We start from the raw sequence: 22,971 nt of genomic DNA on the forward strand, positions 1-22,971 counted from the left end.
AAGGTTACTTACATCACTTTCTCACGATAGAGTTTCGGGCTTAGCCCGGCTTTGTTCTTAAACACGCGCGAAAAATAGAGTGGGTCCGAATAGCCAATCAAGCGAGAAATTTGGTTGATGGAATAGTTCGATGTCACCAGTAACTGTTTCGCTCGGCTAATTCGTTGGTCATCACGCCACTGGATGATAGTCATCCCAACTTCGTCGCGGAATAAATGCCCCAATCTGGAGGGCGACAAACACACAAGATCGGCTAATTTTTCGTTGCTGAAATCTTCATTGAGGTGTTTGGCCATGTAATTCAACACGTTGGTGATTCTTGGATCAACGAGTTTCTTGATCAGGTTCGGCTGGTTCATTTTACAGCGTATCAATAGCTGCTCTAGCAAATTGAGCGTCAACTCATCGCTGTAGGGCTCGTCCTTCTTACTCAGGTCTTCAATCTGCTTAAACAGCTGCTCGAGCTTTTCCTTAGCGTCAATGTGCACACCTTTAGTGATAAACACACCGTTGATGCAGCTTTCCCACTTGAGACGGTTTATCCAGTAGGCGCGAGGGCGAAAATAGATCCAGCGATGATGCCAGTCTTCTGCCTCTTCTGAGCGGTGGTAGTAGTGCGGTACACCCGTTGGAAAGAGTAGTAAATCGCCTTCATTAACCGTAAAGGATTCGTCACCGTGAAATACGGTGCCCTGACCTTTTACCGTCAAATTGATGATAAAGCCCTTCATCCCATGAGGACGGTCAATAACAAAGTCTAGATCGTTGCCTTTTGAGATTGGCGTTAAACCCGCAACTAAATGAGCATTGAAGTCATATCCAGGTTTCAAGGGATCGTTTTGCATTCTATTTTCCGTATAACAGCATTAAAACTTGCCGCAAAATCGCGCGGCAAAAAAGTAAACCAGAGTGGGAGGCGTTGTTTAAGTCGTTGTTTTAACGCTTCACCATAATTATCGGTTGCAGCCATTATGTTGTTGCGATGGCAGGCACCCAGTTCGCATATCACATCGCTACGCCACAACCTGTCATGCTAAGCATGGATTTATCAGTATAGTTGTCACAGACCGCACTGCTATCCTTGTTCGTTTGGCATACGCATAACCCACAAATTCTACTCGATTACTTTGCGCAGTAAAAAAATAGGTAACGAAAACGAGAGGTAGGGAATTGTTCAAGCTAATAGGGAGGGTGGCATGATGTGCGGGAAGTTGGAAGTTCAAAATATAGCGAAACACCTACTCGACTGACCCCCTCAGCCGAATAGGTGCATGCGTGTTTTTAGATACCGCTGCTAAAACGGTAGAACAGACTGTTGTGTTTCAGCTCTGTTTTGAAGTCACGGATGGTGGTGTTCTTGTCAATCACAACCAGCTCGATACCAGCAAACTCAGCGAAGTCTTCTAGCATATCTAAAGTGACGTTTTGCGTGTATACGCTGTGGTGCGCGCCACCCGCATGAATCCATGAAGCCGCAGATACTTCCAGGTTAGGCTGAGGTTCCCAAAGCGCGTGTGCCACTGGCAAGTTCGGTAGATCTGATGGTGGTGTTACGGTATCAATTTCATTCACCAACAAGCGGAAGCGGTTACCCAAATCAATCAGGGTTGCCACTAATGCAGGGCCAGATTTCGCGCTGAAGATCGCACGTGCGACATCGTCAGTTTTACCGATAGTATGGCGATGAATCTCAATTGATGGCTTGTCAGCGGCGATAGTCGGGCACACTTCCAACATGTGAGCGCCTAGTACCTGTCCTTCACCTGTTAGGTTGTAGGTGTAGTCTTCCATGAACGACGTGCCGCCAGGTAGACCTTGACCCATGGTTTTGATGATGCGTGTCAGCGCGGCCGTTTTCCAGTCGCCTTCGCCGCCGTAACCATAGCCTTTTTCCATTAGGCGCTGTGTTGCCAAACCAGGTAGGTTAGTCAAACCAGTCAGGTTTTCAAACGTGTTCACAAACGCCATACAGCCGCGCTCTTGCAGGAAGGTTTCCATGCCTAGTTCAAGGCGAGCTTCATTCTTAAGAATTTCCAACTGTTCTGGCGTTTCAAAAATTTCCGGAGCGATTCGGTACGTTGAGCGGTACTCTTCCAGCAGGGCATTGATTGCGCTGTCTTCGACTTTGTTCACGACTTCAGTCAGTTCACCCAAACCGTAGGCGTGTACTTCAAAGCCAAATTCGATTTGTGCGCTAACCTTGTTACCTTCAGTTACCGCTACCTGGCGCATGTTATCGCCAAAACGAGCGACACGCAGAGTGTGGCTCTCGTGCCAACCAATTGCCGCGCGACACCAGTGGTCGAGCTGCTTACGTACAGAAGGCTTCTGCCAGTGACCAACGATAACGCGGCGGTCCAAGCCAAGACGCGTACCAATGAAGCCAAATTCGCGGTCACCGTGCGCACTTTGGTTCAGGTTCATGTAGTTCATGTCGATGCTTTCCCAAGGCAGCGCTTCGCTGAACTGGGTGTGGAGATGAACAAACGGTTTATTCAGTTGCTTAAGACCTGAAATCCACATTTTTGCTGGGGAGAAAGTGTGCATCCATAGCACTACACCCAGACAGTTTTCATCGTTGTTTGCTTGCTGGCATACGTTGAGAATTTCTTCTGGCGACTTCACTGTTTCTTTACATACAACAGGCACGCACACATCGTCGCTCTGGTTGAAACCAGCCACGATCTCTTCGCTGTTCTTTGCCACTTGCTCCAATACTTTAGGACCGTATAGGTGCTGTGAACCGGTGATAAACCATACAGATTTGTTTGTTAAATCTTTCATAAGTGCCTCTGTTATTCTGTGTCGCATTGGTCGCCTCGCTACTTGCCAGGTGACAATTGTTAGTTATTTTTGTCCGTAGTACGCGTCTTTACCGTGCTTGCGTAAGTAGTGCTTATCCAGCAAGGTCTGTGGAATCGGTAACGTACTCGGGTTGATAGAGAGTGTGCGGAACGCCATTTTTGCCACTTCTTCCACCACCACGGCGTTATGTACGGCGTTATGTGGGTCGGTTCCCCAGGTAAATGGCGCGTGCTCGCGAACCAAAATTCCGGGAATCGCCATTGGATCAGTTGCGCCAATCGTTTCAACGATGACTTTGCCGGTATTCAACTCGTAGTCGCTTTCAATCTCTTGTTGAGTCAAAGCGCGGGCACAAGGAATATGACCGTAGAAGTAGTCCGCGTGCGTGGTGCCAAAGGCTGGAATCGCTGCGCCCGCTTGCGCCCATGACGTCGCATAAGACGAGTGGGTATGCACGATGCCGCCGATTGACGGGAACTGGCGGTATAGCTCTAGGTGCGTCGCGGTATCAGAAGAAGGTTTAAGATTGCCTTCAATGATTTCGCCTTGCAGATCCACAACCACCATGTTTTCCGCACTGAGTTCGCTGTATTCGACGCCACTTGGCTTAATCACCACTAAACCGGATTCGCGATCGATGCCTGAAACATTGCCCCAGGTGAAGGTCACGAGGTTATGTCGCTGAAGATCCATGTTCGCCTGCCACACCTGATGGCGAAGTGTTTTCATGCGTTCAGCGAATGAGTCGACGTCATTCCATGTTGTTTGTTCAGACATCTTCACGCTCCTGAGATTGATGGAACTCTGCCATTTGTTCCATGTGTTGACCGAGTTGACGGTAAGTTGCGTAGCGCTCTGCTCGCAGTGCTTGCACTTGCGGGTTTGGTGAGTATGTTTGACGAACAGGGCTTGCCATGACGTCTTGCGCTGCTTTGGTGTCTGGGTAAACGCCAGCCGCGACTGCCGCAAATATCGCTGCCCCTAAAGCACAGCATTGATCCGACTCAACCACGATGATTTCTCGACCAATCACATCCGCACACATCTGCATCACGAACGGGGATTTCTGCGCAATACCACCGATGGCAATCACGCGTTCAACCTTGACGTCTTGCTCGATGAAGCAATCCACAATCGCTTTGGCACCGTGAGCCGTTGATTCAACCAATGCAGAGAAGATGGCTGGTGAAGCACTGCCAAGGTTCAAATCACTGATAGCACCTTTTAGTCGTTGGTTGGCGTATGGTGTGCGTCGGCCATTGAGCCAGTCCATCGCGACAGGAGTGTATTTGTCGATACCCTGCTGCTCGGCGGCTTGCGAAAGCATTGGCAATAAATCAGACGCAATTTCGTCAGCGGTTTTTGCAAAGTCTGGATTGCGCTCAGCGTAAGCCTGCAATGGCCACATCAGAACGTTCTTAAACCAAGCGTACATATCACCAAATGCAGATTGTCCTGCTTCTAGCGCCAGTAACTCTGGCATCGCACTGCCTTCAACCTGGCCACAAATGCCGTGAATGGTGCGATCGCCAACCTGATCGGCTTCAACCATCAAAATGTCACAGGTTGAAGTACCAATCACTTTAACTAAATCATTGGCACCGGCACCGGCACCCACCGCGCCCATGTGACAGTCAAATTCGCCAATTGCAATCGCAATGCCTTCTCGCAAGCCCAGTTTTTCTGCCCATGCTTTTGACAAGTAACCAGCGGCTTGGTCCGAAGTGAATACTTCTGTGAACATACGATCGCGTATGCCATCCAGTGTTGGAGAAATCGCGCTCAAAAACGCTTGGTCAGGCAGGCCGCCCCAGCTGTCGTGCCACATGGCTTTATGTCCGGCAGCACAGATACCGCGACGCAGTTTTTGCGGATGTTGAGTGTCGGCGAGAATCGCTGGAATCCAGTCACAAAGTTCTACCCAGCTGTAGGCGCTTTTAGCAACTTGTTCGTCTTGTTCGCTGACCCAAGCGGCTTTAGCCCAGAACCATTCCGATGAATAAATACCACCGATGTAACGGGTGTAATCGGTGAAATCACCTGAGTGGGCAAGCTCGTTGATCAGATCCGCCTTGGTTACCGACGTGTGATCTTTCCAAAGGACAAACATTGCATTTGGGTTGTTCTCGAACTCTGGTAGCAATGCCAGGATGTTGCCGTTTTCATCAATTGGGGCTGGTGTTGATCCTGTGGTATCGACACCGATACCAACGATGGAAGAGGCGAGTTCAGGTGAAACCGTGGTCAATACTTCTTGGATCGCACTGGTCATTGCATCCAGATAGTCTTGAGGGTGATGTCTGAATTGAGATTGAGCAGGCTGACAATATAGCCCTTTCATCCATCGCGGGTAATAGACGACAGACGAAGATACTTCACTGCCAGTTTGTGCATTTACGATAAGGGCACGTACGGAGTCTGAACCGAAGTCCAAACCAATGACATGCTGTTGTTGTGTGTTTAATGTGTCCATGACTGCTCCAGCTTTTGGTCAGCAAACTAAATCTACTTGTTGTTATAGCTAGAGGAGGGATGTTATCCCATAAAGAGGTCTGCTAACTTTATGGACAAAAACGTCATGGACGATTTTTTGTGTTCTTTTTAACACCTTCTTCTGTCAGGTCGGAAAAGCAAGAAACCAGCGAATTCAACGTTTGCATTAGGCTGGTATTGGGTTGCTTACTGAGAATTTGGATCATTGGTCGCATAATTGAGATCTGTGTCATAGCCACACTGGCTAAATGAATGGACAAATTCGCTACATTTTTCCGCTGTGATTTTTGTCACTAACAAATGTCCCTAAATCCACAAATATGTATAGCGAACACTCACCTCTACCAGTGGATGGATAACAATGAAACTAAAAAAACTACTCACAATCGCTGCCCTATCTGGCGTAACTATGCTTAGTGCTTCGGCCAACGCATTTTTCGGTTCAAATGATGACACCCGACTAGGCTACCTAGTTAAGCAACCTGAAGAGCCATGGTTCCAAACGGAATGGTCATTTGCTGAAAAAGCCGGTAAAGATTTAGGCTTTGAAGTAGTAAAAATGGCGGTGCCAGATGGCGAAAAAACCCTGAATGCTATCGACACTCTAGCGGCGCAAGGCGCGAAAGGCTTCGTTATCTGTACTCCTGACCCTAAATTAGGTCCTGCAATCATGGCGAAAGCGAAAAGCTATGATCTAAAAGTGATCACTGTTGATGACCAGTTCCTAAACGCGAAAGGCGAGCCAATGACAGACGTACCATTGGTTATGATGGCAGCGACTGCTATCGGTGAACGTCAAGGTACAGAGCTGTACAAAGAAATGCAGAAGCGTAGCTGGGATGCTTCGACAACTGGCGTTATGGCAATCACTGCGGACGAACTTGATACGGCACGTCGCCGCGTAGACGGTGCTATCTCGGCTCTGGAGCAATCTGGATTCCCAGCTAATCAAATTTACCGCGTACCAACCAAAACCAATGATATTCCAGGAGCACTGGACGCTGCTAACTCTCTACTTGTTCAATACCCAACTGTTAAGCAATGGCTCATTGTTGGTATGAACGACAACACAGTATTAGGCGGCGTACGTGCAACGGAAGGTCAGGGCTTTGGTTCAGACAACGTAATCGGCATTGGTATCAACGGTGTGGATGCGGTTAACGAACTTGCGAAATCTCAACCAACCGGTTTCTACGGTTCACTACTACCTAGCCCGGACGTACACGGCTACAAGAGTATCGAGTCTCTATACAAGTGGGTAAAAGAAGACGTTCAACCTGAGAAGTTTGTTGAAGTTACGGACGTTGTTCTTATCACTCGTGACAACTTCAAAGACGAACTGGCGAAAAAAGGGCTGTAAGCTCACTTTCGGTGACGGCTGGCTTGGTCGTCACCAACTGATTTAACGGAGAGAATGTCATGGCGAAGTCCCCCTCTTACATAGAGTTTCGAAACATCTCGAAGCACTTCCCAGGTGTTAAGGCATTGAACAACGTGAGCTTCCGCGCCGATGCGGGCAGTGTTCATGCTTTGATGGGTGAAAATGGTGCTGGTAAATCAACGTTACTCAAAACCTTAAGTGGTTTTCATAAGCCTACGGAAGGTCACATCGCTATTGATGGTAAAGAAGTGGCGCTGAATTCAACCAATGATGCGCTTGAGCACGGTATTGCCATTATTTATCAAGAGCTCAACTTGGTCCCTGAGTTGACGGTTGCGGAAAATATTTATCTTGGTCAACTACCGACCAAGGGTGGCCGAGTGGATACAGAAACCCTCAACAAGAACGCACGAGTTCAGTTGGAGCGTTTAGGTGAAACATTCGACCCATCATGCCAGCTAAAAGAGTTGTCTATTGGCCAATGGCAGATGGTTGAAATCGCCAAAGCACTGAGCCGAAACGCACAAATTATCGCATTTGATGAGCCAACCAGTAGTTTGTCACAGCGCGAAATTCAAAACTTATTCAAGGTTATCCGAGAACTGCGTGATGCGGGCAAAATCATTATGTACGTATCGCACCGTATGGAAGAGATCTTCGACCTGTGTGATGCATTAACTATCTTCAAAGATGGCCAGCACGTGCAGTCATTTACTGACCTTTCTCAGCTGACTAACGATCGTCTAGTTGAACTGATGGTTGGCCGTGAAATTAGTGACATCTTCAACTACCGCCCGCGTGAACATGGTAAGAGTGGTTTACGCATTGAAAACTTCGAAGGCCCAGGGTTAACCGCACCGGTGTCACTGGATGTCAAACAAGGTGAAGTTCTTGGTTTGTTTGGATTGGTTGGCGCAGGTCGTACTGAGCTTACTCGCCTTATTTTCGGTGCAGACAAAAAGACAGGCGGCGATCTTTACTTACACGATGTCAAAATTGGCGTCAAAAACCCGCAAGATGCGATTCGTTACGGCATTACGCTTTGTTCGGAAGACCGCAAAGCAGACGGCATCGTTCCTATCATGTCGGTACAAGAGAACACCAACATCAGTGCTCGCCCTTGGCATTTAAAATTCAAGAGCTTGATTGATTTCGACTGGGAAAAGAAGAATGCCTCGAAGCAAAAAGAAGCGCTGAATGTCAAAGCTTCTTCTCTGGAGCAGCCAATTGGCAAGCTTTCAGGCGGTAACCAGCAGAAAGTGATTCTTGGTCGTTGGTTGTCAACGGCAATGAGCGTCATCTTACTGGATGAACCTACTCGTGGTATCGATGTGGGCGCAAAATCGGAAATTTACGAACTCATTTTTAAGCTGGCAGAAAACGGAGTAACGGTACTCGTTGTTTCCAGCGATTTACCAGAAGTGTTGGGTATCTCTGACCGTGTACTTGTTATGAAAGACGGCGCGGTAACCGGTGAACTACAACGCGACGAATTTAATGAACAAACCGCGCTTCGTCTAGCCATGCTAGATAAAGAAGAGTCGGCAGCCGCTTAAAATTAAGGAATATCATTATGTCTACTTCTAACCCTACAAAAGCGATAGAGTCAGCTCCAAAAACTGGCAGCTTTAGCTTCGGTAAAATCTGGGATAAATTCGGAATGCTAATGGTGTTTGCAGGTCTGTTTATACTCTGCTGCCTTTTCGTTCCCTACTTTGCAACCTTCATCAACATGAAAGGCTTAGGCCTGGCAATCTCAATGAGTGGTATGGTGGCATGTGCCATGCTGTTCTGTCTTGCTTGTGGTGACCTTGACCTTTCTGTTGCTTCAGTAATCGCATGTTCAGGTGTTGTCACCGCTGTGGCTATCAACGCGACCAGCAGCGTCGTTCTGGGTGTGGGTGCTGGCCTACTTTCTGGTGTGGCATTTGGCCTGTTAAACGGCTTTGTTATCGCCAAACTGCAAATCAACGCACTGATCACGACGCTCGCAACCATGCAGATCGCTCGTGGTCTAGGCTACATCATATCTGACGGTAAAGCGGTAGGTATCACAGAAGAGAGCTTCTTCGCGTTAGGTAATTCTTCTTTCATCGGTATTCCGACACCAATTTGGCTAACACTGATTACATTCGCTGTCTTCACATTCTTACTGAACCGTACCGTTTATGGCCGTAATACACTGGCGATTGGTGGCAACGAAGAAGCTGCACGTCTGGCAGGTGTAAACGTGGTTAAGACCAAGATGATGATCTACACCATCTCTGGTTTCATGGCTGCACTAGCGGGTGTTATTCTGGCTGCACGTATGACTTCTGGTCAGCCAATGACTTCGGTTGGTTTTGAACTGGTGGTTATCTCTGCTTGTGTTCTGGGTGGTGTTTCGCTTAAAGGTGGTATCGGTAAAGTCTCTTACGTTATCGCTGGTGTACTTATTCTGGGTACTGTAGAAAACGCGATGAACCTACTGAACATGTCTCCGTTTTCTCAATACGTTGTTCGTGGTTTAATTCTACTAGCAGCGGTTATCTTTGACCGCTACAAACAGACAGCAAAAGCATAAATGAATTGCTGACCTAAGAACGCTACAAATCACTAGAAAGAGTCCCTTCAGAAATGAGGGGACTTTTTTATTTTGTCTATCTTAAAACCCTTTGACCTACTGAGTATTGCGGGTTGGTTGAATCTGCAAAGCTTACGAACTCATCATAACATCCCACCCCTCAGAAACCTGGAACACAGCATTTATACGCGCAAGCACTCGAGCATCATGCTGGATATAGGGCTCTTGTCTGCTGTTTAGCCAGCGTCTCATTCATGTGAAAATCATAATCCTCAAAGATGCGAAATCAATTATCTTCAATGTTCAGAGATATATTTATATATCCAATCCCGCCCTTAGCATTTTTAAAATAATAAAGAATATATCTATAAATAGAATTGCGATTCATATCTAATTTTTATTTTTATTATTTCACAATTTTATCATCACTGTATTGTTTGTTTTTAAAACATATTTATATATCAAACCCCGCCACCTCAATAATGATTGATCTTGTGTTTGATCTTAATCAATAAAATACGCCGTAAACTAGTAATTTAAATGCATGAAACTGCATATCGTGACTTTGCAAATATGGGTTTAATTATGATCTTGATCTTGTTTATTAAAATTAAAATAATATTTCAATTTTAAATTTAATTTATTTCGATAATATTATCCCAGAAGCACATTCAGCATAAGAATGTAATCTCTTAGCCTATAAATACTTTTAATACAATTAGTTGCGATGAAATTATGCAACACATGGAGTACGATATGAACATCAAACCTTTAGCTATTGCAATTTCTGTTCTATTTACTGGTGCAGCAGCAGCTGGCGAAATTTACAAATCAGACGAAAATACAGTTGAAATGTCAGGTTGGGCAAAAGGTATCGCAATCTACGTTAATGCTGATGATAAAAAGAAAGAACCACACGTATTTACCGATGCACACCTAAAAGTTAAAGGTACGCATCAATTGAATGAAGATGCGAAACTAATCGGTTCTTTCGCAATTAATGCTGGCGACAGTGTGACAAAAGAAAACCGTAATGCAGAATTCGCTGATATTAAATTAGAATTTGACCACACTACTTACGGTAACTTCTCTTTCGGTGATACAGGTAACTCATTCGGTGCAGTTGAAAAAGCGAAACAAGGAGAAGGTTCTAACCTATACATCATCGGTCAAGGTGGTGTAGATGGCCAAGGTATCCGTTACAAGAAAACAATCAACGATCTTGAGTTTTCAGCAAACTACGAAACGGACAGTGACTCAGACAACGAAGCAAACTTTGCTACATCTCTAAACTACAAAGTAGACGATTTTTCTGCAGCGGTAGCTTATGGTTCTGACGGTGACAAAGCTAACTCTGTCGGTTTAGCAGGTGACGTAACGCTGGGTGATTTCAAATTTGGCGCGGCATTCATTTCTTTCGAAAACGCAGCGAGCTTGAAAGCAAGCGACAGTGTTGAGCTTACTCTTGAATCTCCAAACGACGGTGAAACTTACTCTGTAGCAGCAGCGTACACATTTGACTGTTTCAAAGTTTACGGTTCACTTCAATACGCAGACGGTGACCTACAAGGTACGGCTGTAGAAGCGCAAACTGCATACCTAGGTCTTGGCTACGATGTAACAGATTCATTCAAAACAGACTTTGTCGTTCAAACTGGTTCTGTAGAACAGGAAGGCGAAGAGAAGAAAGACGGTTACGGCCTTAAGTTTGTAGCGAAATACTCGTTCTAATTTCCAGTTCTATTAATAATCCACTGCTTTACCTTACTTAAAGCCACCCGCATTCCGGTTTGAATGCGGGTTTTTTGTTTTTGAAGAGAGGATGTTGCGTTAGTTTTTTGTTGTCGTCTGTGTTTTTAAGGTAAACAAAAAATGTTTTTCAAGTTAATGTTGAAAACATAATTAATATTTGTTCTCATTCGTATTTGTATGTCATATATAATGAAACGGAATGAACGAATGAACAAAATGTTGACCATGCATCCTTTGGCTATTGCGATAGTGTCCTCGCTAGCTTCAACAACGATGGTATCTCAGGCAAGTGCTTCACCTTCTGAAGTCAATACGACAGCAATGGAAACCGTTGTTGTTACGGGTAGCGTGATAGGTAATTCTGAAATTGAAGATGTTAAAGAATATCCAGGCGCACGAACCATCATCACCAGTGATCAAATCAAAAAAACGGCGGCAAGTTCGATTGATGGCGCGCTGCAAAGTGTTCCTGGTATCAAAGTTCAGGATGAAACCGGAACGGGAGTCCTACCCAACATTTCAGTGCGTGGTTTAAATGCGAGTCGCAGTGGTCATGCTCAAATGCTCATGGATGGTGTTCCCCTAACCCTCGCACCATATGGCCATACTGGTCAGTCTATTTTCCCAGCGACGTTGTCCATGGTTGAACGAATTGACATTGTTCGCGGCGGAGCGGCGGTTCAGTACGGACCAAACAACGTAGGTGGCGTGATCAACTTAGTCACCAAACCGATTCCCCACACTTGGCAGACGGAGATCAGTAATCGTCTGACAGTATTTGAAGGCGGAGATACACCGCTCAACGATTTCTACCTGAGAACTGGGGGGTGGTTAAGTGATACTTTCGCTTTGCAATTGGAAGGTAACTTTTTAAAAGGTGAGAGCTTCCGTGAACATTCAGATACGGATGTGAAAAATTTCCAAGCCAAAGTTCAGTGGTTACTTAGTGATACGCAAGAGCTTCAGGCATTTATTCAACGTTATGAAGCAGACACTCAAATGCCGGGTGCACTTTCTCCTGAAGATTATCAGCAAGACCGTGAGCAGTCGAAACGCCAATACGATGAGTATCAGGGTGAATCGACGCGTTGGAGCGTAAAATACATTCACGATTTAGCCTTTGCAGACAGTGCTGAACTTGAGTTACTCACCTTTGGTCATCAATCTGAGCGTTTTTTCCAGTGGGGCTTTAATAGTGCTGGTGGGCACTGGGCTGATCCCGCTTTGCCGTCCACTGATATTCGTACCTCACCTCGCGAATTTACTGTGTATGGTATCGAGCCGAAATTAGCAATGTATTTTGGTGAAGGTCAGTCCGTTACTCAAAACTGGATTATTGGTGCTCGTTACGTAAACGAAGATATCGACTACAAACTTACGCAAACGCCTCTCTCTGGAGGTAACACCAATGTTCCGCGTGACTGGCACTTAGATACCGACGCGTTTGCGGGTTACATCAGCAATGAAATTGGTCTATTCAACGATACACTCAAAATCACGCCTGGATTGCGTTTTGAATCGGTTGATATGAGCTTTGACGATCTTGGAAAAGAGCAAAGTGCAGATAATAAAGTGACGGAGTGGTTACCCGGTTTGACGCTGGCTTATAGTCTCAATGAACAGTGGGTCACGTACGCAAATGCGCAAAAATCTCTGCGTGCACCTCAGATTGCTTACATTCGAGGCTTGGGTGAAGAGGGCAGTGAGTTGGCGTGGAACTACGAAGTGGGCGCGCGTTTTACTCAGAACGAGACAAGTTTCAACGCTGCGATTTACCGCATTGATTTCGAGGATCAACTGCAATGGCAAAGCGCGACGCAAACTTTTGACAACATTGGTAAAACGCTGCATCAGGGTATTGAACTGTCAGCTCGATATGTTCCCGAGTCATTACCGTTACTCAGCCTGGGTGCAAGCTACAACTACTTAGATGCCACACTCGAAGAAGACGGTGAGAACAAAGGGAATCAGCTAGCGTTCTCTTCCAAGCACCAACTTGGCTGGGATGCGACTTATGTCTTCTCTGGCGTAGATACCACTTTATCTGGTTTCTATTTCAGCGATGCGTACACCGATAACGCCAACACTAGCTCTGAAGATAGTACGGGAGCGACTGGTAAAGTACCGTCTTATATGGTCTGGAACTTTAACTTAGGTACGGACTTATACAAGGATGAAAAAGGTAAGCTGCGCATGAATGTCGCCGTGAACAATCTGTTTGATGAAGATTATTACTTCCGCGGAATCGATACTAGCCCTGTTGGTCGCTACCCAGCACCTGGACGCTCATACACGCTTGATCTGAACTACCAGTTTTAGCGCCTTGAACTTGATTTACTGATCTAGAAAAAGTCGTCAGCTTAAGTTGGCGACTTTGCCGATCATAGTATTGGAGAATATTGTTATGGAAAATAAAGCTCGATTGGCGACTGACCGTTTTTTGGTGTGTTCATTGATGTTGCTTATGCTTGTCATTGCTTCATCTTCAGCCATGGCTCAGATGCGCACCGTTCAAGATGAGCAGGGCACATTCGAGATAGAAACGATTCCAGAGCGTGTCGTTGTTTTAGAGTTTTCTTTTGTGGATGCCTTAGCCGCAGTAGATGTGTCGCCAGTTGGTGTTGCCGATGATAAAGACCCAACACGCGTCATTGCCGCCGTTAGAGAGAAAGTTGAGCCTTGGCAGTCTGTTGGTGCTAGATCACAGCCTAGCCTAGAAGTGATAGCGCAACTCAAGCCGGATCTCATCATTGCTGACGCGGAACGTCATCTTACTATCTATGAAGATTTGCAGCGAATAGCGCCAACATTGTTGCTAAAAAGTCGTGGAGAGACGTACCAAGAGAACCTGGAGTCTGCATTAAAAATTGGTGTCGCGATTGGAAAGCAAGATCAAATGATGCAGCGAGTCGAGCAGCATCATCAAACGATGGCGCAGTTCAAACAGCACTTTGCTACTCAAGAGACCATACAGTTTGGCGTCGTTTCCGATAAAGGTATGTGGCTACATAGTCCGGTGTCTTACGCTGGTGGAGTGTTGACGACTCTGGGGCTAAACAGTCCTCTGGACGACAAAACGCAAACGGCTTATTTGCCGACAAGTTTTGAGTTTCTTCTCAAAACTAACCCAGATTGGTTACTGATTGGGCTGTATTCCACCCCCAATGTTGTCGATGAATGGCGCAAAAATCCATTGTTCAAATTGCTGACTTCAGTCAAAAAGCAGCAAGTTATCGAGGTTTCACCGCAACTGTGGTCACTCAACCGCGGTATGCTGGCGGCTGAAGAGATCGCCCATAATCTTAAAGCGCTTTTGGAACGCTCTTAATTCGTCACTGGTCAAAAACCTGAGATTGAGGAAAAACGAAAAAGCCAACCTCACATGGAGGTTGGCAAATCTTACCCAGATGGGGGAGGTAAGATCAGGAGGTCGCAAGTACGCTGTGCACTTCTGACTTAATTGAGTCAGACTGCGTACCAAAAATCGCTTGTAAACTGTCTCCAATCACCAGTGCATCTAAGAGACGCGATTAACGAGTGCGTGGTGCTTTAATACTCTTTTCAAGCAGAGCTGCTAACTCTTCAACTTTTTCGGGATACTGCTCGGCGAGATTAACGACTTGGCCAATATCATCCTGTAAATCAAATAGCTGAGCGCTGGAGAGGTTACCTTTTTCATTCCCCGTATATTGGCAGATAAAATCGTCATCGTGTGGCGGAATATAAGCGTAACGCTGGTCTCTGAATACCTTTTTGTATTGCATCCCTTCAAGCACCATATTGTCTCGGCCTTGAGGTTCCTTACCCAGTAACGTGTCCAGCAGCGGTTGGCTGTCTGGCGCTTCTTCCTCTTGCAGTTCAGAGCCGGTTAGCTGAGCAAAACAGTGATAAAGGTCGACTTGGTTGAACAAGGCTTCTGTTTCTCCTCGGGTAGCGCCGTTTGGCCAGCGGACAATAAATGGCACTCGCGTACCACCTTCAAACAGGCTGTACTTTCCGCCGCGCAGTGGGCCAGCCATTCGATGTTCGCCGTTGAACTCAACCGCTTGATCTTTATAGCCATCATTTAGTACAGGGCCGTTGTCGCTGGAGAAGATCAAGATCGTATTATCAGCCAGTTGCAGCTCTTCCAATTTATCGAGGACCTGCCCAATGCACCAATCCATTTCGACGATTACATCGCCGCGAACTCCGTGGGGTGTCACGCCTTTAAAGCGAGGGTTCGGAATACGCGGTACGTGCGGTTGATGCAAGGCGTAGTAAAGGAAAAACGGCTGATCTTGGTTTTGCTCGATAAACTCAATGGCTTTGTCAGCAAAGACTTCGCCCATGGTTTCATCATCCCAGATTGCGGATTGACCGCCGCGCATGTGACCGATACGGCTAACGCCATTGATGATCGTGCCGTCGTGGCCATGATCGTACATGACATCCAGAAGCTCTGGGTTGTGGCGGCCTGTAGGTACGTCATCAAAGGCTTGATCCCAATCGTAGGTCACTTCAATCGGGTCTGAAGGATCGAGGTTATCAACATGGCGATTGTCGATGTAGACACATGGAACACGGTCATTGGTCGCAGCCATAATGTAGGAATCGTCAAAACCGACATCGTTTGGTGTTCCCTGAATTTCTTGATTGAAATCGAGTTCACCATTGCCGAGCCCTAAATGCCATTTACCGACGATGCCGGTGCGATAGCCAGCCTTTTGGAACATTTTTGGCATCGTAAAATCAGAGATGGTGATGATCTGCGGGGCATCGCCAGGTAAAACAGCTGCGTTAGGGTTACGCCAAGGATAAGACCCTGTCAGTAAACTATAGCGCGAAGGCGTACACGTCGCCGCCGTGGCATAACCTTGATGGAATTTAAGCCCTTCTTCAGCCAGTTTATCCAGATTAGGCGTTGGAATGTCGTTGGCACCGTAACAGCTCAAATCGCCGAAACCGAGATCATCGGCATACATAATAATTACATTAGGGAGTGTATCGTTACTCATGAGAATTCCTTATCGGTTCCACTGTGAATGAACAAGTCATATGGAAGCAGGTGATCAAGCACTCGGCCGTCAGCCCATGGATCGTCGGTTCGAACCAATTCTTCTGCCATGGCGCGTAATAGGCGACGAAGGTCCGCTTGTTCAGGGTCGAAAGCTAGGTTATTGGTTTGGTACGGATCTTGGATGTTGTCGAAAAATTGGGTTTTTTCGACTTGGCCGAAATCATCAATATGTAGTGCTAAGGAGTAGCGCTCAGTCTTAATGCCTCGAACTGAAGCGAAATAGCCACGGATTTTACCGTCTGCACCTGGCGCGGTATTCATGTTCTTCAGATAGAGAGCGTAAGTTGGGCTGGTATCCATCGAACCTGAGCGGAAAATCTCATCGAGATTGCGACCATGAATATTGGTTGGGCAAGATGATGAAAGCCCCATCAATCCCAATACGGTTGGCATAATATCAGCACTGCTCAAAAAGGCTGGGTGTTGATTTGCCTGACTCTGATCGGCAGCTTTTACGATGAAAGGTACTGAAAATGCCTCGTTATAGATGCAGTTTTTGGCATCATTTACGCTTTGGCTGCACAAGGTTTCTCCGTGGTCGCTGGTAAATACCACGATGGTATTGTCCCATTCACCCATCGCTTTCAGTGTCTCAACCAGACGGCCGAACTCACTGTCGGTGCCTGTAACATTGGCAAAGTAATAAGGCGCGCTATTGGCTTTTTCGAGGCTCGTATCAGCGTTTTCGCGCAATAAAAGCTCATCAACAGGCGTGTCTTTGTAACGTAACCAATCTTCTATACGGCAATCGTCAAGGCTGTCGTATGGGCTGTGTGGCGGGTTCATCGACATAAACAGCGCAAAAGGTTTGTTTGCGTCGCGCTGGCCTTGTTCGTTCTTCAGATACTCAATCGCCTTGTCGGTTTCATGTTCTGCCGACCATACCTTTGGTTCGTGACGGCGGCCATCGGTGTCGTAGTAGTGGGGATTGTTGTGTTCATCAAACGTGCCGTATCCATACCAATAATCGATTCCATGGCGGCGCTGTGGTTCGGTGTACGAGTCCCAGGCAGGTACATTCGGGTCAACGTAATGACCAGGCTGCACTGGATCATTTGGTGTTGGTACATCCAAATGCCATTTGCCGATATAACCGACGTGATAGCCTGACATTGACAGGACATCAGTGAAACAAATCGCGGTTTCTGGCAACTCGGAATCAACGCGGTCTGAGTTACAGTTCAGCGGTACACCACTGCGAGACGGGAATTGCCCGGTCATCAAGCTACCGCGGTGTGGGCTACAAACTGGGCAGTTACTTACGGCGTTGTTCAGCAACGTTGATTGTTGGATAAACGCATCAAGGTTGGGTGTATGGACAGGGTCCCCCACACCGGGAATTAAGTCACGATAGTAAGGATTTTGCCAGATACCCAGCGACATCAGGCGAAATTGATCGGGGAATACATAGAGTAAATTGGGTTTTTTCATGATTCACAATAGTAGAGGGTTTGAAATATTATATTGAAACATTGTTTTATAAATGTTGTTTGCGATCACGGATTGATGATAAATTAAAATGGCGTTTTAAAATAATTCGTCAACTAATAACAAGGTGTGGTTACGGTGTCACTTATTATTCCCATCAGTAAAGCGAAAGCAAAGCGTCCGTTTCATATTTTGTCCAAACCGATTGGACCTTTGTGCAATTTAGATTGCGACTATTGCTTCTATCTCGACAAAACCGACTATTACCCGCAAACCAAGCAGTTTGATATGGGGGACACGACACTTGAGGCACACGTAAAAAGCTACATAGAGAGCCAGCCTGCTGGTTGTCCGGAAGTGACGTTTGGTTGGCAGGGTGGGGAGCCGACATTAAGAGGGTTGGCGTTTTTTCGCCAGGCAGTAGCGCTGCAAAAAAAATATGCCCGTCCGGGAATGAAGATCATCAATACGCTGCAAACCAATGGTGTGCTGATTAACGACAGTTGGGCCGAGTTTCTTAAACAGCATGAGTTTTTGGTTGGGATCAGTATTGATGGTGATGAAGAATTGCATGACTACTACCGCAAAACACGCAGTGGGAAGGGCTCTTATCGTCAGGTGATCCAAGGTTTGCAGACGCTACAAAAGTATCAGGTCGATACCAATGTGCTGACTGTGATTCAAAACCACAACGGCAATCATGGTAAACGAGTATATCGGCACCTGACACAACTTGGGGTGACATTTATTCAGTTCATTCCGATTGTCGAACCGGAAAAAGGCAAAGGTGTTTCGGAGAGAAGTGTATCTCCAGAGCAGTTTGGTCAGTTTATGGTGGATGTGTTTGAAGAGTGGCGCAAAGGTGACATTGGTAAGGTGTACGTCAGCCATTTTGATAATGCGCTCGGCATGCATTTGGGTATGCCGTCTTCTATTTGTGTACACGCCCCTCAGTGTGGGGAGAATCTTGTGATTGAGCACAATGGTGATGCCTATAGCTGTGACCATTTTGTTTATCCAGAATTCAAAGTGGGGAATATCAACCAGCGAGATTACCCTGACTTGATAGAAACACCGATCCAGCAACAATTTGCTACCCGCAAGCCGACTGGTAGCCAAATCCATTGCCAGCGATGTGACCAACGTTCGCTTTGTCATGGCGCTTGCCCTGCGCAGCGGATCGATGCAAACGGGGAGTTATCTATATCGGCAAAGCATTATCTGTGTGACGGGTATTATCAGTTTTTCTCTCATCTTCGCCCTTACCTTGATGCGATGGGGCGATGTTTGCAACGTGGCTTGCCACCTCTCTATTACGCTCGATTTATGCGCCACCCCTAGGCAGGTGTGCGCATCCATCCTTTGAGCAATTCTGCTGGCATTGTTAAAGAGCACGCTGTCATAGGCTAATTTTTCTATTTCAGCGTGCTTACAATTCCGTAGTCCTATCAGCCCAGCACATCAGAACCCGTTTAATCTATGCTAAGAAAGCAAATTATTAATAAATGAAACATCGTTTTAATTTTATTGTTTTTGGTAGTTCAATTTTGTGAGCCAGGTGGGCATTGAACTAAAAAAATAAAACGTAGTTTTGATCTTTATATCAAAAATATAAAAAAGCGTTTCAATAATTATAGGTTATGAGTTTTAATTCATTCATTGATGATTTTGTTGTTAAGCGAGTAACCCGTGGCAATAAGTTTGAATTGTTTGGCAAATACGGCGCAAGGATGCACGGGCCGTTCTGAAACGCTGAAAATGCTAAAAGCGATTGTAGAGCGCCAAATGGATGTTGTTCGTGGAACAACACAAGACGTGCCGCACTTTAATAGCGCGGCGCACTATACAGAAAGCGTAGCGGGTATCGAACATGTTTGTCGTTTGATGTGGGGCGCAGTGCCAGCTGGAGAAGCGCTGAAAGATGAGCATGCCGAGTTGCGCCAGTTGATCGCCAACGGTACCAATCCCATGCACCAAGACTTTTGGCAGTTTCCACGCAATTATGACCAACGTGTTGTGGAGATGTCATCGATTGCAGTCGCGTTGATCGATGCTAACGAATTTTACTGGCAGCCGTTAGATCGCGAGCAGCGCACTAACCTTGTGACTTGGTTAAATTCTGTCTCCGATTTAGAGTTGCCGCCTAATAACTGGCGCTGGTTTAGGGTTCTGATCTTAAAAGCACTATCGTTGTTGGGTGTGGAAATTCAGCAACAGGTGCTTGAACAAGACCTCGCTTTTATTGATGAAATGCATTTAACAAACGGGTGGTATCAAGACGGTCTCACAGGTGTCGTGGACTATTACAACCCGTTTGCTTTCCAACTTTACGCATTGGTGTACGCCCGCTGGGACAATTATCAGAGTGTTGGCAGTCAGCTTTTGCTTGACCGTGCAATAGAGTTTTCTCATCGCTATCAATATTGGTTTGGCGAAGATGGTCAGCCTCTGTGCTACGGCCGCTCGTTGAATTATCGCTTTGCTGGTGCTGCTTTTTGGGCGGAATTGGCGCGTACTGAACATCCTGATATTGATATCGCAACGGCAAAAAGCTACTGGATGCAAACCATGCGCTGGTGGGCGAATCAGCCAATCTGGGATCAACAGGCACAGTTGTTACCGGGCTTTGCTTACCCTAACTTGCTCGTGAGTGAATTCTATACCAGTTACGCGTCACCGATGTTGGCACTTAAAGCCTTTAACGCCCTCTACCTGCCTGAACAGCATCCATTTTGGACGGTAGAAGAACAACCATTATCGAGCAATATGCCCGCCACGTGGATTGGTGATCGCCACCTGATTACCCGCCGTCAGGGTAGTTATCTGTTGACCAATAGCGCACCTGCAAACGAGCTGCGTAATTGTAATGACAAATACAGCAAGTTTGCCTATAGCTCCGCGCACGGGCTGTGTGTTGAATCAACTAATTGGTTGGATCAGGGTTGGGCGGGAGACAATATTTTTGCTTTTGCTCATCCACAGACTCGTCAATGGTTTAGTCGCACCCGAAATATCAATAGCTATCGCGAAGGCGATGCACTGGTCTCTTTATGGCAGCCGTTTGAAGGTTGTGTGGTGAAAACGCGCCAAAAATTTACTGAGCAGGGTGAACTTCGCAGCCATGAAATCACCACAGACTTTGCTTTGGAATTTGTGATGACAGGGTATGCCGTAGATGGCTGGTCAGCTTGGTTTAGCCATCAGGTGATTCAGCCTGCACGAGTGGAGTCTGAGCGGCTCTTTAGTGAACTGATTTTATTGCAAGGTGAGGGGAAAACCCGAGTCTACCCATGCGCACCCAACACCAATTTACTTTATCCCCAAGCTAGTGTTCCTGCCATTACTGGTCGTATCGAACCCGGTACACACCAGTATATTGTCGCCGTGAACGCTGGCAATGTGCCTCGCTGAGTTAAATGGCTACGCGAAGTACGAAAGAATTAATCTTTACATTTGTATACAAATCAGGGAGTTACTGATGAGTTATAAGAATAGCTTACCTCTACTTGGCAAAGTCGCTATCGCGGTTGCAGCCTCTGTCTCTTTTTCTGCTTTGGCGGATACGTACAACGAAGCCCCACAGCTAAAAGAGTTGGTGGCAGCTGGGCAACTCGCCCCTGTTGCTGAGCGTTTGCCTGAAAACCCACTTGTTGTTGAGCCGATTGAATCTATCGGTCAATACGGTGGTGAATTGCGTCTGCTTGGTTTAAAAGCGGACCGTGGTCACCGTATGCGTATGCTTAAGTACGACAACTTATTTAACTTTAACCGTCACTACACGGGTATTGAGCCAAATCTAGCGACTAGCTACACAGTAAACCCAGAGCTTACAGAGTACACGATCAGCTTGCGCAAAGGCGTTAAATGGTCTGACGGAACAGAGTTTACAGCGGAAGACATCAAGTTCTACCTAGATTTAATTAACCGTGAAGACTGGTCTGGCAACAAACCACTCTATGCTCGTCAATCAGGTGATGCAGTCGGTACCGTTGTCGACAAACACACAATCAAAATCACGCTAAAAAATGCCGATGGTATGTTCATTCGTAAATTGGCGAACACTGATGGTTCTAACATCGTTCAGTTCCCGAAACATTACTGTGAGCAATTTTTGCCTGAAGTAAACGCTAAAGTGACTGAAGAAGCAAAAGCCGCTGGCTTTGATAGCTGGCAGCAATACTTCCAAACTAAGTGTCGTGCGATTTACTTCCAAGAAAGTTACCAAAACCCAGACCGCCCTACAGTAAACGCCTGGAAAGTAAAAGTCGCTCCAGGTCCGCAAACGCAATATGCAATTTGGGAACGCAATCCATACTATTGGCAAGTCGATACGGCGGGTAACCAATTACCTTACCTAGATACGGTTTACTTCTCTTACTCTGAGAATAAAGAAGAGATGGTTCTTCGCGCTGCCGCTGGTGAGACAGACTTCCAAACTCGTCATATTGGCGTAGCTAAGTACCGTCCAATGCTCATCGAAAACGAGAAGAAGGGTGACTACACTTACGCGACTCGTCCAAGTACTAGCATGAACGCGCAGATCCTTGGCTTAAACCAAACGCACAAAGATCCAGTTAAGCGTGAACTATTTTCTAACAAAGATTTCCGTGTAGCACTTTCTCACGCAATTGATCGTGAAGGTATTAGTGAGACTATTTTCTCTGGTGTCGTTGCGCCTTACCAAGCAGCGCCTTCAGAGGGTAGTGCATTCTACGATGAGGAATTTGCAACTCAATACACAGAGTTCAACCCAGAACTTGCCAACCAACTGTTAGACAAAGTCGGTCTGAATAAGAAAGACGACGATGGCTACCGCCTGGATAAAAATGGCAACCGCCTGCGTATTGAAGCGTTGGTTAACCAACAGCACGTTGGTGAAACCACAGACATTCTTGAGCTTGTGAAAAACGATTGGAAAGACGTGGGCGTATTCCTGGATATCCGTATCGTTGAAGGTTCTTACCTGCAAACTCAACGTTTGGCGAATGAATATGATTTAGCGCCAGCGAAAGGTGATGGTGGTATCGGTGTGTTGGATACTTTCCGCAGCTATGCACCTCAAAACCCAGAGTCTACCTGGGGCTTAGGCTACTACTACTGGATGACAGATACTTCACACGCTAATGCTGTTGAGCCACCTGCGCACATTAAGAAGCAAATTGAGCTTTACCAAGCTATGGGTAAAACATCTTCTCATGAAGAACAGTCTAAGCTGATGCAGCAAATTATTGATATTGCGAAAGAAAACTTCTATGTAATTGGTACGGTTCAACCACTGGATGAAGGTGTGATCATTCGTAAAGGCGTTCGCAACGCTGATACTGAGGTTCCAAACTCATACAGTATCGCTTCGCCAGGTCCAATGCGTACCGCTCAACTTTGGAAGGAATCAAAGTAATTTCGTTGAACTAGGTATGGTTAAACCAGACCTGTTAGCCGCAGTCACTAGCAGCTGCGGCTAACGAACCTTTTGTTTTAACTGTTTGCGAA

The 22,971-nt window shown here is 46.3% G+C and carries 15 protein-coding genes and 1 pseudogene; 9 read left to right on the forward strand and 7 right to left on the reverse strand.

Annotated features, from left to right (window positions below; all coding sequences use genetic code 11):
- Positions 1-8: 8 nt before the first annotated feature.
- The 4 genes from araC to VER99_RS18815 form a co-directional block, all read right to left on the reverse strand.
- Positions 9-845 (reverse strand): arabinose operon transcriptional regulator AraC, encoded by an 837-nt coding sequence (araC, locus tag VER99_RS18800; RefSeq protein ID WP_020335002.1) that lies wholly within the window; start codon positions 843-845, stop codon positions 9-11.
- A gap of 436 nt (positions 846-1,281) precedes the next feature.
- Complete coding sequence (gene araA / locus VER99_RS18805; protein ID WP_020335001.1) at positions 1,282-2,784, reverse strand: L-arabinose isomerase; 1,503 nt, start codon at positions 2,782-2,784, stop codon at positions 1,282-1,284.
- 63 nt (positions 2,785-2,847) lie between these two features.
- Positions 2,848-3,582 (reverse strand): L-ribulose-5-phosphate 4-epimerase, encoded by a 735-nt coding sequence (locus tag VER99_RS18810; RefSeq protein WP_020335000.1) that lies wholly within the window; start codon positions 3,580-3,582, stop codon positions 2,848-2,850.
- Positions 3,575-5,278 carry a ribulokinase gene (locus VER99_RS18815; protein ID WP_020334999.1) on the reverse strand — a complete coding sequence of 568 codons (1,704 nt, stop codon included), beginning with the start codon at positions 5,276-5,278 and terminating at the stop codon, positions 3,575-3,577. The genes VER99_RS18810 and VER99_RS18815 overlap by 8 nt, the downstream gene beginning before the upstream one ends.
- 381 nt (positions 5,279-5,659) lie before the next feature.
- Here VER99_RS18815 and VER99_RS18820 point away from each other — a divergent pair, with 381 nt between their 5' ends.
- From VER99_RS18820 to VER99_RS18845, 6 genes are all read left to right on the forward strand, one after another.
- Positions 5,660-6,658, forward strand: a complete 999-nt coding sequence (locus VER99_RS18820) for an arabinose ABC transporter substrate-binding protein (RefSeq protein ID WP_020334998.1) — start codon at positions 5,660-5,662, stop codon at positions 6,656-6,658.
- 59 nt (positions 6,659-6,717) lie between these two features.
- Positions 6,718-8,235 (forward strand): L-arabinose ABC transporter ATP-binding protein AraG, encoded by a 1,518-nt coding sequence (gene araG / locus VER99_RS18825; protein ID WP_014235070.1) that lies wholly within the window; start codon positions 6,718-6,720, stop codon positions 8,233-8,235.
- Between the two features lie 17 nt (positions 8,236-8,252).
- Entirely contained in the window at positions 8,253-9,242 is a 990-nt protein-coding gene (gene araH, locus VER99_RS18830) for an L-arabinose ABC transporter permease AraH (protein WP_014235069.1), read from the forward strand.
- A 756-nt stretch (positions 9,243-9,998) separates the two neighbouring features.
- Positions 9,999-10,973, forward strand: a complete 975-nt coding sequence (locus tag VER99_RS18835) for a porin (RefSeq protein ID WP_020334996.1) — start codon at positions 9,999-10,001, stop codon at positions 10,971-10,973.
- Between the two features lie 198 nt (positions 10,974-11,171).
- Positions 11,172-13,313 carry a TonB-dependent receptor family protein gene (locus VER99_RS18840; RefSeq protein ID WP_024372632.1) on the forward strand — a complete coding sequence of 714 codons (2,142 nt, stop codon included), beginning with the start codon at positions 11,172-11,174 and terminating at the stop codon, positions 13,311-13,313.
- 85 nt (positions 13,314-13,398) lie between these two features.
- Positions 13,399-14,322: a Fe(3+) dicitrate ABC transporter substrate-binding protein gene (locus VER99_RS18845; RefSeq protein WP_020334994.1), complete on the forward strand. Its 924-nt coding sequence runs from the start codon at positions 13,399-13,401 to the stop codon at positions 14,320-14,322.
- A 94-nt stretch (positions 14,323-14,416) separates the two neighbouring features.
- Here VER99_RS18845 and VER99_RS23050 read toward each other — a convergent pair.
- From VER99_RS23050 to VER99_RS18855, 3 genes and pseudogenes are all read right to left on the reverse strand, one after another.
- Positions 14,417-14,512: pseudogene (locus VER99_RS23050) on the reverse strand (glucose PTS transporter subunit EIIB); the annotation flags it as partial.
- 12 nt (positions 14,513-14,524) lie between these two features.
- Entirely contained in the window at positions 14,525-15,991 is a 1,467-nt protein-coding gene (locus VER99_RS18850) for a sulfatase family protein (RefSeq protein WP_020334993.1), read from the reverse strand.
- Entirely contained in the window at positions 15,988-17,484 is a 1,497-nt protein-coding gene (locus tag VER99_RS18855) for a sulfatase family protein (protein WP_020334992.1), read from the reverse strand. Before VER99_RS18855 ends, VER99_RS18850 begins: the two co-directional genes overlap by 4 nt.
- A 135-nt stretch (positions 17,485-17,619) precedes the next feature.
- On the opposite strand from VER99_RS18855, the gene VER99_RS18860 reads away from it, so the two are divergent.
- The 3 genes from VER99_RS18860 (at position 17,620) to VER99_RS18870 (ending at position 22,879) form a co-directional block, all read left to right on the forward strand.
- The gene (locus VER99_RS18860; RefSeq protein ID WP_020334991.1) at positions 17,620-18,822 is read left to right on the forward strand and encodes an anaerobic sulfatase maturase; all 1,203 of its coding nucleotides are present in this window, start codon (positions 17,620-17,622) and stop codon (positions 18,820-18,822) included.
- 348 nt (positions 18,823-19,170) lie between these two features.
- Complete coding sequence (locus VER99_RS18865; RefSeq protein ID WP_024372633.1) at positions 19,171-20,892, forward strand: DUF2264 domain-containing protein; 1,722 nt, start codon at positions 19,171-19,173, stop codon at positions 20,890-20,892.
- Positions 20,893-20,959: 67 nt separating this feature from the next.
- Positions 20,960-22,879 carry an ABC transporter substrate-binding protein gene (locus VER99_RS18870; RefSeq protein WP_020334989.1) on the forward strand — a complete coding sequence of 640 codons (1,920 nt, stop codon included), beginning with the start codon at positions 20,960-20,962 and terminating at the stop codon, positions 22,877-22,879.
- Positions 22,880-22,971 lie beyond the last annotated feature (92 nt).

This window comes from Vibrio natriegens NBRC 15636 = ATCC 14048 = DSM 759 (assembly GCF_035621455.1).
Lineage (GTDB): Bacteria > Pseudomonadota > Gammaproteobacteria > Enterobacterales > Vibrionaceae > Vibrio > Vibrio natriegens.

Excerpts from the sequence above, each read along its gene's own strand:
- araC (WP_020335002.1), bottom strand. The coding sequence starts at position 845 with ATGCAAAACGATCCCTTGAAACCTGGATATGACTTCAATGCTCATTTA.
- araA (WP_020335001.1), bottom strand. The coding sequence starts at position 2,784 with ATGAAAGATTTAACAAACAAATCTGTATGGTTTATCACCGGTTCACAG.
- VER99_RS18810 (WP_020335000.1), bottom strand. The coding sequence starts at position 3,582 with ATGTCTGAACAAACAACATGGAATGACGTCGACTCATTCGCTGAACGC.
- VER99_RS18815 (WP_020334999.1), bottom strand. The coding sequence starts at position 5,278 with ATGGACACATTAAACACACAACAACAGCATGTCATTGGTTTGGACTTC.
- VER99_RS18820 (WP_020334998.1), top strand. The coding sequence starts at position 5,660 with ATGAAACTAAAAAAACTACTCACAATCGCTGCCCTATCTGGCGTAACT.
- araG (WP_014235070.1), top strand. The coding sequence starts at position 6,718 with ATGGCGAAGTCCCCCTCTTACATAGAGTTTCGAAACATCTCGAAGCAC.
- araH (WP_014235069.1), top strand. The coding sequence starts at position 8,253 with ATGTCTACTTCTAACCCTACAAAAGCGATAGAGTCAGCTCCAAAAACT.
- VER99_RS18835 (WP_020334996.1), top strand. The coding sequence starts at position 9,999 with ATGAACATCAAACCTTTAGCTATTGCAATTTCTGTTCTATTTACTGGT.
- VER99_RS18840 (WP_024372632.1), top strand. The coding sequence starts at position 11,172 with ATGTCATATATAATGAAACGGAATGAACGAATGAACAAAATGTTGACC.
- VER99_RS18845 (WP_020334994.1), top strand. The coding sequence starts at position 13,399 with ATGGAAAATAAAGCTCGATTGGCGACTGACCGTTTTTTGGTGTGTTCA.
- VER99_RS18850 (WP_020334993.1), bottom strand. The coding sequence starts at position 15,991 with ATGAGTAACGATACACTCCCTAATGTAATTATTATGTATGCCGATGAT.
- VER99_RS18855 (WP_020334992.1), bottom strand. The coding sequence starts at position 17,484 with ATGAAAAAACCCAATTTACTCTATGTATTCCCCGATCAATTTCGCCTG.
- VER99_RS18870 (WP_020334989.1), top strand. The coding sequence starts at position 20,960 with ATGAGTTATAAGAATAGCTTACCTCTACTTGGCAAAGTCGCTATCGCG.